Genomic DNA, 14,184 nt, shown 5'->3' with positions numbered 1-14,184 from the left:
TCGATTTCCCGGACGTTAGAACCTTCTCCAGCGTGCGTCAACCCCTAACCACTCCTCCACCCCGAGCCGTGACTATTCGACGTGGATGGAAAAGCACCGCCGCCCGTCGCCCTGGGGGCGACGAGCGGCGGGAAATGAACGCGCGGACCAGCGCGGTGTGCGTGGTGCGCGGTGTGTCGTGTGCGCTGGAGCGCGGGGAGCCGGGGGAGCCCGCGCACCGCGCGGGGGTCAGCTGCCGGAGACGGTGACCTTTGTGAACAGGGGGCGGCCGCTGGGGGGCATGAGGAAGTTTTGGACTCTGGAGCGGACGGCGGAGTTGGAGGCTAGGTCGGCGGGGAAGATGCCTACTGCGTCGGACCAGAGGATCTGGCCGGCTTCCTGGTAGAGCTTGGGGCGCTCGGCCTGGTCTACCGACGAGCGGGCCTGTAGCAGCAGGTTGTCCAGGGCCGGGTTGCAGTAGCCGTTGCGTTTGGCGGTGCAGACGTACAGGCGGGCCAGCGTGTAGTCGGCGTCGCCGGTGCCGGTGACGTTGGTCTGCAGGTTCATGTCCCAGTTGAGCTTGCCGAAGTCCTCCAGCCACTGGGCGCGTTCCTTCTCCAGCGGCTTCACGGTGACGCCGATCTTGGCCCAGTCCGAGATCATCGCCTGCGCCAGCGCCCGGATGTTCGGACCACCCTCCAGCGGCCACTGCATCGACGTACTGAACCCGTTCGGGTACCCCGCCTCGGTGAGCAACTGCTTCGCCTTCGCCGGGTCGTAGGTGTACGGCGTGAGCTTCGGCGCACCGATCACCCCCTGCGCGAGCGGCGCCTGCGCCGGCGTGGCGAGATCGCCGAACAGATCCTTGACCGTGTTCTCCAGGTTCAGCGCGTGCCACATCGCCTGCCGGACCCGCTTGTCGTCGAACGGCTTCCGGTTCGAGTTGAACCAGTCGAAGTAGTACGTCCAACTCGGCGTCGTCGAGTAACTGATCCCATCGCTGCTCTTGACCGATCCGACCTGGTCCGGCGGGATCTGCGTGAGTACGTCGACCTCGCCGTTCTCCAGCGCGGTGATCCGCCCGGCGACCTCCGGGATGTTCACGAACTCCAGCTTGCTCAGTTGCGGCGCACCGTCCCAGTACGACGAGTTGGCCGCGAGCTCGAGCTTCTCGTCGGGCTGGAACGACGTGACCTGGAACGGCCCGGTCCCGATCGGCTTGTTGAAGAACCCGTCGGCGTTGATCTTGTCGGCCGGCCCGATGAACAGCAGCGTCAGCGAACTCAGCAGCGTGCCGAGCGGCTTGCTCGTCTTCACTGTCACGGTCTGGTCGTCGGTCGCGGCGAACGACGTCACGGTCGCGTAGAGCGGGACGAGCGGGCCGTCGAGCTTCTTGTGCCGTTCGTACGACGCCACCACGTCCTTCGCGGCGAACGGCGTACCGTCGGAGAACTTCGCCCCGGTGCGCAGCTTGAACACCCACGTGGTCGGGTCGGGGTTCTCCCAGGAGGTGGCCAGCACCGGGACGATCTTGCCGTCGTCGACCCGGACCAGCGGCTCCATGATCTGCTGGATCGCGGTCTGCACCGCCTCCTCACCGGCGAACTTGTGGGTGTCGAGCGACACCGGGAACATCGCCGGTGCGTACCGCAGGACCTGCTCACCACTGCTCGGTTCACTCGCCGGCGAACAGGCACTCAGCCCGGCCGCCACGGTGGTCAGGACGGCCAGCGCCCCGACGATTCGCTTCCTCAACACAGGGGTTCTCCTTTGCAGGGCAGGGCTCTCACGTAAACGTGTAGGTGGCGGCGACCGGGTAGTGGTCGGAGGGGGCGCGGCCGTCGTGGAAGAACTCGACGACCTCGCTGGTCCGGGCGGCGAGCGGGCCGCGGGCGAAGATCCAGTCGATCGCCTTCGGTGGTGAGGCGAGCGGTGACAGGCGGGTCCCGATCGGACCGGTCGCCACCGTCGGCACCACCGGGTGGGTCACCGGGGAGTGCCGGCCGAGTGCGGTGAAACTGTCCAGGAACCCGGCATTGCCGAGTTCCCACTGCGGTGGGCCGATGTCGTTGATGTCGACGGTGAACAGGCACGCACCGTTGCCCGCCAACCGTTCCAGGGCCTCCGCGACAGCCCGGGCCTGACCGACCCGGCGGTTGCCGAGATCGGCCCGCTCGTCCGGATGCCCGGGCCAGGTCAGGTGCGCCGTACTGAACGTCAGTTCGTGGCCGTCGGCCGAGCGCAGCCGGACCCAGAACAGGCGCGCGTCGGGCGAGAGAATGCCGACATCCTCGGCACCGGACTCGATCGGCGTGAACAGATCGCGCCGCCACCACAGGTTGCTCTGGGTCTCCCAGCCCGCCGTTCCGTCCACGCGATCGTGGTCCGGCAGCGCGTCGTCGAGCAGCTTGCGGGTGCTCGGACGGAGTTCCTGTACGGCGAGCAGATCCGGCGGACGGGTCGTGAACAGCGCCGTCAACGCGTCCCGCCGGTTGTCGAGGTGGAACTCGGACCACAGGTTGTAGGTCATGGCCACGAAACTGAAGTTGCTCAAGGCAATCGTCATGGGGCGTCTCCGGATCCGGCGCCGGTCGACGTCGGCGCGTTGTAGGCGGTCAGCGTTGTTACCGCGAGTAAGTCGTCGACCTGGACAGTCGTCAGCGAGCAGTTCACCGGTGGGTCCAGCGACACCTCGCCGCCCGGAGGCAGCCGCAACGTCGAGGCGGTCGCGACCCGGATCGGCCCGCCGTGCGTCACGACGAGCACCCGGTGAGCGCCGGCCTCGGCGATGTCGCGGATCGCGTCCCACACCCGTTCTCTCAACTGGGCAAAGGTTTCGCCACCACCCCGCGCGACATCTTCGCCGCGGGCGAAGGCCTTGACGACCTCGGGCTCCTCGGCCAGGACGTCGGCGAACGTCCGCCCACCCCAGGTCCCGACGTCGATCTCGCGCCACCGTTTGTCGATGCGCACCTGCGGTTGGTCCTGGCTGTCCAGGTAGGGCTGCAGGGTCTCGCCCACCCGTTGCAGATCACTCGCGACGATCTGATCAAACGGCCCGGTGGTCAGCAAGTACTCCGCCGCCAGCTTCGCCTGGTGGTGTCCGAGTGGACTCAGGCCTGTGCCCTGCTGGCCCTGGTATCTGTCCTCGGCGTTCCACAACGACTCGCCATGCCGGAGCAGCACAAGTTCGGTCATCGGCCCGCCCCCGCAAGCTCGGCGGCGAAGTGGCACGCGGCCGGATGCAGGTCCAGTCGCGTCTCCAGTGATGGCTCGTCGCGGGCGCAGACGTCGTCGGCCTTCCAGCAGCGAGTGCGGAAGCGGCAGCCGGATGGCGGATCCGCCGGTGAAGGCACATCGCCACCGATGATGATCGGCTCGCGAGCCGGCCTGTCCCACGGTTTCGGATCCGGTACGGCGGACAACAGCGCCTGCGTGTACGGATGCAACGGCCGGTTGAACAACTCGTCTTGAGTCGCCGTCTCCACCACCCGGCCGAGATACATCACCGCGACTTGATCAGAGATATGACGGACGACGGACAGGTCGTGCGCGATGAACAGGTACGCGAGGCCCAGATCGCGGCGCAGATCCGCGAGCAGGTTGAGCACCTGTGCCTGCACGGACACGTCGAGCGCCGACACCGCCTCGTCGCAGATCACCAGCTTCGGCCGCAACGCCAGCGCCCGGGCGATCCCGATCCGCTGCCGTTGACCGCCGGAGAACTGGTGTGGGTACCGCTGCGCATGGTCCGGGTTCAGGCCGACCCGTTCGAGTAGTTCACGCACCTCGACCCGGAAGCGGTTGCGCGGTACGACGTCCGGGTGGATCTCCCAGGCCTCGCTGATGATCTGCTCGACGGTCGCGCGCGGGTTCAACGACGCGTAGGGATCCTGGAAGATCATCTGCAACTGCCGGCGGACCCGCCGCATGGAGGCCTTGGGCAACGAGGTCAGCTCCTCGCCCTCGAACAGGATGCTGCCCGAGCGGGCCTTCTCCAGCCCGATGATGGTCCGCGCCACGGTCGACTTGCCCGACCCGGACTCCCCGACCAGGCCGAGCGTCCCACCGGCCGGGATGTCGAAGGACACACCCGCGACCGCTTGGATCTGTCCGACCGTACGGCGAAGCACCGCAGACCGCAGTGGAAAGGAGGTGTGCAGATCGCGCACGGAAAGGAGAGGTGTCTCGCCTGGCACGGAAGCGGCGGTCGGCAGCGGTGTCTCAGCGGACATCGGTCAGGACTCCTTCCGGGTGGTGGCAGGCCGCGCGATGGTTGTCGGGGCGACCGGAGAGGGTCAGCAGCACGGGCTCCTGCTCCGCGCATAGCCCGTCTGCGTAGCGGCAGCGCGGGCGGAACGAGCAACCGGACGGCAGATCGAGTAGGTCCGGCGGCGCCCCCTGAATGGGCGTCAAGCGTTCGCGGGGACCGTCGAGGATCGGGACCGAGCCCATCAGGCCGGCGGTGTACGGATGACCGCTGTGTTCGTAGACCTCGCGGATCGGGCCGATCTCGACGACGCGACCGGCGTACATCAGTACGACGCGGTCGGCCACGTCCGCGACCACGCCGAGGTCGTGCGTGATCAGCACGAGCGACATGCCCTCCTCGGCCTGCAACCGGGTGAGCAGGTCCATGATCTGTGCCTGCACGGTGACGTCGAGCGCGGTCGTCGGCTCGTCCGCGATCAGCAGCCGCGGCGACAACGCCAGCGCCATCGCGATCATCACCCGCTGCCGCATCCCGCCGGAGAACTGATGCGGATAGTCGTCCAGCCGCTTCGACGCCGCCGGAATCCCGACGCGCTTCATCAGGTCCAACGCGGCCGCCCGGGCGTCCCGACGAGACGCGCCCCGGTGGCGGCGGAACATCTCCCCGATCTGCGCACCGACCCGGAACACCGGGTTCAGCGAGCTCAACGGGTCCTGGAACACCATCGCGATCTCACGCCCGCGCAGGCCCTTCGCCGTACCGGGTGCCAGCAGGTCGCGGCCGTCGTACTCGATGGACCCGCTGGTGATCCGGCCCGCCGGTTTGGGCACGATGCCCATCACGGCCTGGGCGGTGACACTCTTCCCGCTGCCCGATTCGCCCAGCAGCGCAACGGTTTCACCGGCACCGACCTCGAAGGACGCGCCGTCGACCGCAGTCACCGTGCCACCGGACGTGGCGAACTCGACCCGCAGGTCGCGGACTCTCAAGAGGACACTCATTCACAGACTCCTCAGCCGCGGGTCGTAGCGGTCGCGCAACGCGTCACCGAGGACGCCGAGCGAGACCACCAGGAAGGCCAGCGCGATCCCCGGCACGGTCGAGATCCACCACGCGTCGGCGAGGTAGTTGCGCCCGTTCGCGATCGTCACACCCCAGCTCGGCGTACTGGCCGGCGTACCCAACCCGAGGAAGCTCAGCGACGCCTCGGCCAGAATGACGTGCCCGATCTCCACCGTCGCCACCACCAGCACCGGCGCCACACAGGCCGGCAACACACAGCGCGAGATCAACCGCCACGTGCCCGCGCCCAGCGTCCGGGACGCGTCGACGAACTCACGCCGCCGCGTGGCCAAGGCCTGACCGCGCGCGACCCGGGCGAACGTGACCCAGTTCGACACCGCCAGCACGATCACCACGTTCACCACCGAGGGACCGAGCAGCGCGGCGATGAAGATCGCCAGCAGGATCGAGGGAAACGCCAGCTGGATGTCGGCCACGCGCATCAGTACGCCGTCCAGCCAGCCGCCGAAGTACCCGGCGGCCAGTCCGATCGTGATCCCGATCGTGCCGGCCAGCACCAGGGTCGCCAGCCCGACCGCGATCGAGATCCTCGCCCCCTGCAACATCTGGGCGAGCAGATCCTGGCCGACCTGGTCGGTGCCGAAGATCGCGAACGACCCGTCGGACAGCCGGCTGAACGGCGGCCGCAGCCGGTCCGCGGTCCGGGTGTCGACCGGGTTGTACCGGACCAGCCACGGTCCGAAGATCGCGGCCACGACGTACACGGAGATCACCGCGAAGCCGAATCGGATCCGGGCCGAGCCGGCCCGCCCCCGGCGCCGGCTGCGCACGACCGGGAGGGCTGTTGTTCTCACGTCGACTGCCACTTCAGTCACCAGCCAGGCGGACCCGCGGGTCCAGGAAGCCGTAGAGCAGGTCCACGAGCAGATTGATGAAGACGAAGATGGTTGCCACCAGCAAGATCGAGGCCTGGACCACGCCGTAGTCGCGGCGGCCGATCGAGTCGATCAGCAACCGGCCGACACCCGGCCAGGCGAACACGGTCTCGACGATCACGGTGCCGCCGAGCAACGCGCCGAACTGCAGGCCGACCACGGTGACGATCGGGATCAGCGCGTTCCGCAGCGCGTGGACGAGGACCACGATCCCCTCGCCGAGACCCTTCGCCCGGGCCGTCTGCACGTATCCCTCGTGCACGACCTCGAGCAGACCGCTGCGGGTGACCCGCACCAGGATCGCCAGGAACGGCAGGGCGAGGGTGATCGTCGGCAGGACGAGATGCGCCCACGTCCCGGAGCCGGCGCTCGGCAACACCTGCAGACCACGCGCGAACACCAAGATCAGCACGATCCCGAGCCAGAACGACGGTGTCGACTGACCCATCAGCGAGAACACCGAGATGCTCCGATCCACCCAGCTGTTCGCCCGCAGCGCCGCGATCACCCCGAGCGGCAGCCCGATCAGCAACGACAGCAGCAGCGCGGTCGAGGCGAGCTGGATCGTAGCCGGAACCCGTTGCAGGACAAGGCTCATCGAGTCCGCGTTCAGCCGGAACGACTGCCCGAAGTCCAGGTGGACGACGTTCGCCAGGTACGTCGCGTACTGCTGGATCAGCGAGTGGTCGAGCCCGAGCTGCGCTCGCAGTGCGTCGACCTGGGCCTGGTCCGCGTCGGGCCCGAGCATGATGTACGCCGGGTCGCCGGGCACCAAGCGCAGTACGACGAATATGATCGTCACCGCGCCCCACAGCACGAACAGCGAGAAGAACAACCGCCGGACGACGTACGCCCCCATCAGACGCCGCTCCGCAATACCGACACCACGCGCCGTACCTCCTCGATCGAACCGGCCTGGATCAGCTCCGCACCGAGCGCCCCCGCACACCGCCCGGCGTTGTCCAACACCGGTACGGCGACCATCCGCGGCAGCGACGCCACCGGCTTGGAGTTGTGCGCGAAGCCGCTCACCCGGACACGCTGCAACGCGTCGAGCAGATCTGGAGTGCCGGTCACCTGGTCGGTAGGAAGCGCGGACAAGTAGGCGCGACCGAGGGCGCTCCGTCGGAGCGACACCGCGTGCCCCGGTTGGACGGGGAGAATACCGGGCGACCCGCCGGCGCCGCCGAGCCGGTCGCCGTGCGAGCCACCGGCGCCTGCGACGGCGGCGACCTGCAGCACCGTCCCGGCGCTCTTCGGCAGCGGCTTCGCGAGTACGACCAGCCGGCCGAGGCGGCCGCCCAGGTCTGCCAACGATGATCCGGTGCGGCGTTCCGCGGTACGTCGCAACGCCGCAAGCCCGTCGACGGCGGTGTACCGGTGGTCGTCGACCCGATCCGCCAGGCCGTGCTCGCAGAACGTCGCGAGGATGCGGTGCACGGTGCTCTTGTGCAGGCCGACGGTGACGGCCAGCTCGGTCACGCCGTACGCCCGGTCTTCGCGGTTCAGCTCGGCCAGCACGGTGAGGGCACGGCTCAGCGACTGCATGTCTGGGCGACCTCTTTCGAGCAGAAAGTAGAGCGGATCGCACCGTGAACGTTAACGGTAGCGTTAATGCACCGTAGAAGCGTGATATTTGAGTGTCAATAGACCAGCGTTGCTCAGGGCGAAACAACCGATTGACGGCCAATTCCCGTGAACGTTAACGTCACCAACCATCCACCTGATCCGCCTTGGGAGGCTTTGCGTGACGACATCCGATGTGCGCGCCGCGCTGCTGGCCGCCGATCCGCGTCTGTCCAAGTTCTCGCCGCTGCCGCGCATCCTGGCGTTCGACGAGTTCGACAGCGGGACGCACGGCTGGTGCGAGTTGCTCGGCAACTACAACGGCCGCGGCGACCTCAGCACGGTCGACGACCACATGCGCGACTTCCGGCCGCCACAGCTGTCGGCCTGCAATTTCTTCGACATCGGCACCCACGGTGCCCTCAGCGGTACCTATGCGCTCAAACTCGCCACCCGGCCGTACAAGGGCCACACCGCGGTGGCCATCCGCCGGCTCACGATGAGCGGCCGCGGCCTGGTCCAACTGGAGACGTACTTCGCCTTCAAGTCCGAGGCGACCCTGGGCGGCGGCGCGGAGCTGGACAGCTTCGGCGACGTGCGGTGGGACGGCAACACCCACCCGTCCGAGGCGCAGTTCGGCGCGTTCACCGTCGCCACCGACCTGTGCGGTGACGGCGGACTGCGCTACCACACGGTCGCTCGGTACCAGAACACCGATCTGGACAACCGCTTCACCCGCCGCTGGATGGCCCCGACCGTGCCTGAGCCGACCCCGCGCGAGCACTTCGAGGGCAAGGTCAAACTCGAGTACGCCGCCGACTTCACCGCCCCGAACCCGGAGGACTGGCAGGCCTTCGGCGAACCGCAGGAGCTCTGCTACAACGAGGTCCCGACCAAGGTGAACTGGCACTACCTGCGCTGGCTGGTCGACACCGACGCGCGCAAGAACGTCGAGCTGCAGGTCAACGACCGGGTGATGGACATGCGCGACGTACCGGTTCCGCCGTACCAGGAACGCTACGAGACGCTGGAGAACCTGCTGAACTTCTACTTCTCGGTCCGCACCCACAGCAGCGTCCGGAACTTCCTCTTCCTCGACTCCGTCCTCATCTCGGTTGATTGGTAGGCCCATGCGACAGTCCATGACCGCGGTGCTGGAACGCGACACCACGTTCGACGCCCGCTTCGCCACCGAGCCGTACGAGGTCGCCTGGGCCGGTGAGGCGCGCTGGTTCGTCCAGCACGTCGGCGGCGACGGTACGGCGACCTATGTCACCCAGGTCTCACCGGACGGCATCACCTGGTGCGACCTCGACGGAACCGAGCACGTCGTCGACCCCGGAAAACTGATCAGCTGGCCGGTCACCGCGTTCGGCCACTGGCTGCGGCTACGCGCTACTGTCGAGGGCTCCGTCCAGGTGCGGATCCACCTGGCCGTGAAGGCTTAAGCTGCTCGAGGGGGTTCAAGATGACGGAGGCGCGGCGCGCGACGTTGCGCGACATCGCGACAGCGCTCGGGCTGTCGGTGAACACGGTGTCGCGGGCGCTCGGCGACAAGGACAGTGTGAGTCCGAAGACGCGTGCGGCCGTGCAGGCCGAGGCGGCCCGGATCGGCTACGTGCCGAACACGCTGGCGCGGTCGCTCGTGCTCGGCTCGGCGATGACGCTGGGCCTCGTCATCACCAACCCGTCCAACCCGTTCTACGCCCAGCTGATCAGCAGCATCGAGCTCCGGGTCCGCGCCCAGGGGTACTCGCTGCTGCTGCTCGTCACCGACGAGAGCGCGGAGAACGAGCAGCGCGCCACCGAGGCGCTGCTGCGGTCCGCGGTCGACGGCGCCGTGGTCGTACCGGTGCAAGCCGAGTGGGACCACTGGCGCCGGGTCCGCGACGCCGGCATCCCGCTGGTGTTCGTCAACCGTGACGTGCCCGAGCTCGACTGCGACATGGTCGGGGTCGACAACGAACGCGGCAGCTACGAGGCGACCAGCCACCTGATCGCCGGCGGCGCTCGTCGTCTGCTGGTGCTCGAAGAAGACCTGCCGATCACGACCACGGCCGACCGGGTGGCCGGCTTCCGCCGCGCGATGTCGGACGCCGGCCTCAAGGTCTCCGAGGACACAATCCGCGCGGTGCCGACCAAGCGCTACGACTCCCTCGCGCTGCCCTGGCAGCCCGAAGAGGCCTACCGCTTCGCCCAGACCCTCCTGACCGATGGCCATCCGGACGCCATCGTGACGGGAAACGACTACTTCGCTCTGGGCCTCCTGCGTCTGCTCGCCGAGCAAGGTCTCGCCGTTCCCGACGATGTGGCGATCACCGGGTACGGCGACCACCCCTACGCCGGCTACTTGCAGACGCCCCTCACCACTGTCCGCCTCCCGGCAGCCGAGGTGGGCACGACGGCCGTCGACCTGCTGCTGCAGCGCCTCCGGAGCAGCACGTCCGAGCGTCCGCGCAAGACGTTGATCCGCCCGGAGCTCGTGGTCCGCGCGTCTACTCTGAGTCCAGCCAGGCTCTGATCGACTCGTTGTGCTCGCCGAGTCGCGGCGGTGCCAGGTTGGTCTCGCGCGCACCGGCGTACGGCTGGTCGTCGAAGCGCAGTGGCGGACCGGGCAGCTGGATCTTGCCGAGCGTCGGGTGCTCGACGTCGATCAACAGTCCCTGGGACAGGGTCTGCTCCCACTCGTAGACCTGCTGGAAGTCGCGTACCTTCCCGGCCGGAATCCCCTTGTCCGCAAGCCTTTCCAGCCACACGTCGGCCTTGTGTTGCGCAAAGGCGGCTTCGATGGCGGCCGTGAGGGCCGGCCGATGCGCCACCCGGGCCGAGTTCACCGCGAACCGTTCGTCGGCCGGATCCAGTCCGACGATCGGCGCGAAAGTCCGCCACTGGCCTTCACTCCCGACCGCGACCTGCACGATGTCGTCCTGCGTCCGATACAGCCCGTACGGCGCGATCTGCGCATGGTGGTTGCCGACGCGCTCGGGCAACTCGCCCGCGACCGTCCACTTCGTCCCATGGAACGCGTGCACGCCGACCACCGACGCGAGCAGGCTCGTCCGGACGACGCGGCCCTTCCCGGTGATCGATCGCTCGTGCAGAGCGGCCACCGCTCCATAGGCGCCGTACATCCCGGCCAGGAGATCGGCGATCGGTACGCCGACCTTGGTCGGCTCGACCGCGCCGGTGATGCTCATCAGACCACCCTCGCCCTGCGCGATCTGGTCGTACCCGGCCCGTCCGCCGTCCGGTCCGTCGTGCCCGAATCCGGTGATCGACAGGATCACCAGGCCCGGATTGAGCTCGTGCAGCCGCCCCGTGGAGAACCCGAGCCGGTCCAGCACACCGGGCCGGAAGTTCTCGATCAGTACGTCGGCCCGTCGGACCAACTTCGTCAGGAAGGCGCGACCGTCCTCCGACTTCAGGTCAGCCGTCACCGACTCCTTGTTCCGATTGGCCGACAGGTAGTACGTCGACTCACCCTCGACGAACGGCGGACCCCAGCCCCGGCTGTCGTCCCCGCCCTCGGGTGTCTCCACCTTGATCACCCGCGCGCCGAGATCCCCGAGCATCATGGCGGCATGGGGACCGGCCAGCGCCCGGGTCAGGTCGACGACGACAACATCCGAAAGCAGGTTCTGCACCCCGTCACCCTAGGCGAGATCGCTCGTCCCAGCCGTGACGCGATTCTCAGCCGCGGACCTTGCGGGCCAGCGAGGCGAGGCGATGCGTCACATCTCGGGGGCGCTCCTGCATGAGCATGTGACCGGCGCCCGGGTACATCCAGAGGCGGGCGGAGGGGAGCTCCGCGGCCATCCGGTTCGCGTGGCGGGGTGGGAGGAGGCGGTCGCGGGTGCCGTGCATGATCTCGACCGGAAGCTGGTCGAGGACCTTCAGCGCGTGACCGCGGTCGTGCTGCAGGATCGCCTCGAAGAAGCCGCCGTACGACGGGCCCGGCACGACCGCGAGGTCTTCCAGGAAGAGGTCCACCTCGGCGGGGTCCACCTTCTTCCCGAACACGACCTGGCGCAGCGCCGGCCGCTGCAGGCGGGCAGCAGCCAGCCCAAGTCCCCGTCGTCCGGTGAGTGCAGCGCGCTGGGCTTTGCGCTCGATCCGCGCACCCACGAGGTTCACCGCCCGCGGCGCAAAGGCCACTGCCGCTGAGTCGAACCGGTTGGGGATACCGAACGCACCTGAGCTGGCCTGGCCGGACGTCGTACTGACCAAGGCCGCCGCGGCGATCCGCGAGCCGAACAGCTCCGGTCGCTCGTCCGCGAGCGCCATCAAGGTCATCCCGCCCATCGAATGACCGGCGTACACGATCGGACCGTCGCCGCCGACCGCGTCCAGGACCGTGACCAGGTCATCGGCCAACTGCTCGATCCGCTGCGACCCCGAGGGCCCGGCACCCGACCGGCCGTGACCGCGGTGGTCGTAGGTGACGACGCGTACGGCGTTCTGCCCGAGGATCTGCGGCAGCGCCTCGACCTGGTTGTGCCACGACCGCGTCGAGCAGGTCCACCCGTGCACGAGCAGCACGGTCACGGGCGCATTGTCAGGCCCGATGGTCTCCACATTCAGACGTACGCCGTCGGTCGTGGTCACCTCCGACCGTTCCGCCTGGATCGTCACGCAGTCTCCCGTTCACGCTCACCGGCCGCCAGGTGGGCGGCCCGCAGACGCCCACCGCGGGCGCCGCGTCCGACCAGCCAGGTGATCCCGGCGATCTCCAGCAGGCCGACCACGCCGAGCAGGGCGTAGCCGCCGTTCCACATCCATCGTGGCACGTCCGTCCGCTCCTCGCGCCGCAGCACCTGCTGTTCGTCGATGAACTCGACCGTCTGCCCGTCCGACACCTGCACGGCAGGCTTCGCGATCGCGGCGTCCTCCGGCGCGTACACCCACATCGACACCAGGTCCCGCTGACCGGTGTGCAACCGGATCATCGACTTCCACTTGCCGAACATCGGCAGCGCGTCCGCCGACCGGTAGGTGCCGTCAGCAACCTTCACCATCCGGTGGGTCAGGAACCCGCCACCCTGCCAGGCCATCGCCTCGAACCACCGCGCACCCTCGGCCGCGTCGTCCGGCTGCAGCTTGACCGTCACGTACGCCGTCTGCTCGGCCCCCGTGGCCACCCGCTCCAACGACACCGTCGCGGACACACCCGGCTCGGCTGACCGCGGCACACAGAAGAACACCGTCCCGAGTACGACGGCCAGACCCACGGCCCCGAGTTGATGCGTACGGCGGACCGCCACCGGACGCGCCTGCCGAATGCCCGTCGCCCGCTCGTCACCGGCGACCTCGGCATAACGGGTCGCGAGCCAGGCACCAACCATCCCGGCTCCGATCCCGGTCACGACGCCGTACCCGAGTGCCGACGGGAGCGTCGACGACGGCCACGGGATCGGCATCCAGATCTGGCTCCAGGCGTACTCCGCGATCACGCCGACCGTGCCGATCAGCGCGCCGGCGACGATCCCGAGGCGGAAGCGGTTCTTGTTGCCCAGGGCAAACGCGACCCCCTCGACCAGGACCGCCTCGACGATCAGCAGCGGGAAGTGACCGAGGATCCCACCGAGCGGCTGGTCCACCGCCCAGGCGATCCCGGCACGGATCACCAGGTAGACGGCCAGCGCGGCGAACGTCGTACCCGGACCACGCCGGGCGCGCAGGACGGTGAAGGCCAGCGCGGCGCCGAACGCGATCAGGATCGGGTGCAGGACCAGCGGGAACTGCGGTACGCCGTAGTTGAACTCGGTGCTGAACAGGTCCCACGCGATCAGCAACGCGCCGACCGCGACGATCTCCTGGAACAGGCGGCGCTTGTTGATGCCGAGGAGTTGCTCCACCTCGGCGAGCGCCAGCAAGCGCGCGAAGATCGAGAACACCACCCCGCCGATCATCAGCAGGTGGGTCGGCCCCCACAGCGTGACGTCCTCACCGAAGAGGCGGTGCCACACGTCGTCCAACGGGAAGCCGACCAGCGCGAACGTGCCGCAGACCGTGACGAGGGCGGCGCTGCACGGGATCCGCCACCCCTTCGTCAGCTTGATCGTGCGGGCGGGAAGCGGCTTGCGGGCGAGTGCGATCGGCAGGACGCCGGACACGATCACGCCGAGGATGCCGAAGAAGATCGGGTAGTGCGCCGGCGTCCCGAACGGGCCGGTGTCGCGGCCGCGGGCGATGTGCACCGCGATGTCCCACCAGACGCCGAAGGCGCAGGCCAGCAGTGAGACCGCGTGCAGGTACGGCGTCAGCGCGGCCCATCGGGGGACTCCGTCCAGTCTCCCAATGGTGTCCGCAAGTCGTCCTACCAGCGTGACGCGCCCGGTCCGCTCCCGCCACAGGAGCACGGCGAGGGCGAGGTACAGCAGCGAGACGAGCCCGGTGACGATCGCGATCTGGTCGAACGTCGCCGTACCGGTGGTTGCCAACGGGACCGCCATCTGTGGTGCTCCTTCG

General features: G+C 68.6%; 14 protein-coding genes. 3 read left to right on the top strand and 11 right to left on the bottom strand.

The features are described 5' to 3' along the window. Positions 1-228: 228 nt before the first annotated feature. Genes ACGFIF_RS15315 through ACGFIF_RS15280 form a run of 8 tightly spaced genes read right to left on the bottom strand, consistent with a single transcriptional unit; the run spans position 229 to position 7,698 of the window. Positions 229-1,737: an ABC transporter substrate-binding protein gene (locus ACGFIF_RS15315; protein ID WP_393154897.1), complete on the bottom strand. Its 1,509-nt coding sequence runs from the start codon at positions 1,735-1,737 to the stop codon at positions 229-231. Positions 1,738-1,765: 28 nt separating this feature from the next. Beyond that, positions 1,766-2,545, bottom strand: coding sequence for an endonuclease/exonuclease/phosphatase family protein (locus ACGFIF_RS15310; RefSeq protein WP_393154895.1), 780 nt, complete (start codon positions 2,543-2,545; stop codon positions 1,766-1,768). Beyond that, positions 2,542-3,177: a histidine phosphatase family protein gene (locus tag ACGFIF_RS15305; RefSeq protein ID WP_393154893.1), complete on the bottom strand. Its 636-nt coding sequence runs from the start codon at positions 3,175-3,177 to the stop codon at positions 2,542-2,544. The genes ACGFIF_RS15310 and ACGFIF_RS15305 overlap by 4 nt, the downstream gene beginning before the upstream one ends. Continuing rightward, entirely contained in the window at positions 3,174-4,214 is a 1,041-nt protein-coding gene (locus ACGFIF_RS15300) for an ABC transporter ATP-binding protein (protein WP_393154891.1), read from the bottom strand. The genes ACGFIF_RS15305 and ACGFIF_RS15300 overlap by 4 nt, the downstream gene beginning before the upstream one ends. Continuing rightward, positions 4,204-5,193, bottom strand: a complete 990-nt coding sequence (locus ACGFIF_RS15295) for an ABC transporter ATP-binding protein (protein ID WP_393154889.1) — start codon at positions 5,191-5,193, stop codon at positions 4,204-4,206. Before ACGFIF_RS15295 ends, ACGFIF_RS15300 begins: the two co-directional genes overlap by 11 nt. Next, entirely contained in the window at positions 5,194-6,069 is an 876-nt protein-coding gene (locus ACGFIF_RS15290; protein ID WP_393154887.1) for an ABC transporter permease, read from the bottom strand. Between the two features lie 13 nt (positions 6,070-6,082). After that, positions 6,083-7,009: a nickel ABC transporter permease gene (nikB, locus tag ACGFIF_RS15285; RefSeq protein WP_393154885.1), complete on the bottom strand. Its 927-nt coding sequence runs from the start codon at positions 7,007-7,009 to the stop codon at positions 6,083-6,085. Further along, positions 7,009-7,698, bottom strand: a complete 690-nt coding sequence (locus ACGFIF_RS15280) for a helix-turn-helix domain-containing protein (protein ID WP_393154883.1) — start codon at positions 7,696-7,698, stop codon at positions 7,009-7,011. The genes nikB and ACGFIF_RS15280 overlap by 1 nt, the downstream gene beginning before the upstream one ends. Before the next feature lie 199 nt (positions 7,699-7,897). On the opposite strand from ACGFIF_RS15280, the gene ACGFIF_RS15275 reads away from it, so the two are divergent. The 3 genes from ACGFIF_RS15275 to ACGFIF_RS15265 are packed head-to-tail and all read left to right on the top strand — an operon-like array spanning position 7,898 to position 10,237. After that, positions 7,898-8,842, top strand: a complete 945-nt coding sequence (locus ACGFIF_RS15275; RefSeq protein ID WP_393154881.1) for a DUF6772 family protein — start codon at positions 7,898-7,900, stop codon at positions 8,840-8,842. Positions 8,843-8,846: 4 nt separating this feature from the next. Further along, positions 8,847-9,164, top strand: a complete 318-nt coding sequence (locus tag ACGFIF_RS15270; protein WP_393154880.1) for a hypothetical protein — start codon at positions 8,847-8,849, stop codon at positions 9,162-9,164. Between the two features lie 20 nt (positions 9,165-9,184). Then, positions 9,185-10,237, top strand: coding sequence for a LacI family DNA-binding transcriptional regulator (locus ACGFIF_RS15265; protein WP_393154879.1), 1,053 nt, complete (start codon positions 9,185-9,187; stop codon positions 10,235-10,237). Here the strand turns inward: ACGFIF_RS15265 and ACGFIF_RS15260 are convergent. The 3 genes from ACGFIF_RS15260 to ACGFIF_RS15250 are packed head-to-tail and all read right to left on the bottom strand — an operon-like array spanning position 10,212 to position 14,168. Next, positions 10,212-11,360 (bottom strand): CaiB/BaiF CoA transferase family protein, encoded by a 1,149-nt coding sequence (locus ACGFIF_RS15260; RefSeq protein ID WP_393154878.1) that lies wholly within the window; start codon positions 11,358-11,360, stop codon positions 10,212-10,214. The genes ACGFIF_RS15265 and ACGFIF_RS15260 overlap by 26 nt on opposite strands. Before the next feature lie 46 nt (positions 11,361-11,406). Further along, positions 11,407-12,348: an alpha/beta fold hydrolase gene (locus ACGFIF_RS15255; RefSeq protein ID WP_393154877.1), complete on the bottom strand. Its 942-nt coding sequence runs from the start codon at positions 12,346-12,348 to the stop codon at positions 11,407-11,409. Beyond that, complete coding sequence (locus ACGFIF_RS15250) at positions 12,345-14,168, bottom strand: hypothetical protein (RefSeq protein ID WP_393154876.1); 1,824 nt, start codon at positions 14,166-14,168, stop codon at positions 12,345-12,347. The genes ACGFIF_RS15255 and ACGFIF_RS15250 overlap by 4 nt, the downstream gene beginning before the upstream one ends. Positions 14,169-14,184: the final 16 nt, after the last annotated feature.

This window comes from Kribbella sp. NPDC049174 (genome assembly GCF_043197365.1).
Classification (GTDB): Bacteria; Actinomycetota; Actinomycetes; order Propionibacteriales; family Kribbellaceae; genus Kribbella.
The sequence above is the reverse complement of the archived record's forward strand: the minus strand, read 5'-3'. Positions and strand labels throughout refer to the sequence as shown.

What these genes read in the sequence shown, in the direction of transcription:
- ACGFIF_RS15310 (WP_393154895.1), bottom strand. Translation starts at nt 2,545, where the DNA reads ATGACGATTGCCTTGAGCAACTTCAGTTTCGTGGCCATGACCTACAAC.
- ACGFIF_RS15265 (WP_393154879.1), top strand. Translation starts at nt 9,185, where the DNA reads ATGACGGAGGCGCGGCGCGCGACGTTGCGCGACATCGCGACAGCGCTC.
- ACGFIF_RS15305 (WP_393154893.1), bottom strand. Translation starts at nt 3,177, where the DNA reads ATGACCGAACTTGTGCTGCTCCGGCATGGCGAGTCGTTGTGGAACGCC.
- ACGFIF_RS15295 (WP_393154889.1), bottom strand. Translation starts at nt 5,193, where the DNA reads ATGAGTGTCCTCTTGAGAGTCCGCGACCTGCGGGTCGAGTTCGCCACG.
- ACGFIF_RS15270 (WP_393154880.1), top strand. Translation starts at nt 8,847, where the DNA reads ATGCGACAGTCCATGACCGCGGTGCTGGAACGCGACACCACGTTCGAC.
- ACGFIF_RS15250 (WP_393154876.1), bottom strand. Translation starts at nt 14,168, where the DNA reads ATGGCGGTCCCGTTGGCAACCACCGGTACGGCGACGTTCGACCAGATC.
- ACGFIF_RS15280 (WP_393154883.1), bottom strand. Translation starts at nt 7,698, where the DNA reads ATGCAGTCGCTGAGCCGTGCCCTCACCGTGCTGGCCGAGCTGAACCGC.
- ACGFIF_RS15300 (WP_393154891.1), bottom strand. Translation starts at nt 4,214, where the DNA reads ATGTCCGCTGAGACACCGCTGCCGACCGCCGCTTCCGTGCCAGGCGAG.
- nikB (WP_393154885.1), bottom strand. Translation starts at nt 7,009, where the DNA reads ATGGGGGCGTACGTCGTCCGGCGGTTGTTCTTCTCGCTGTTCGTGCTG.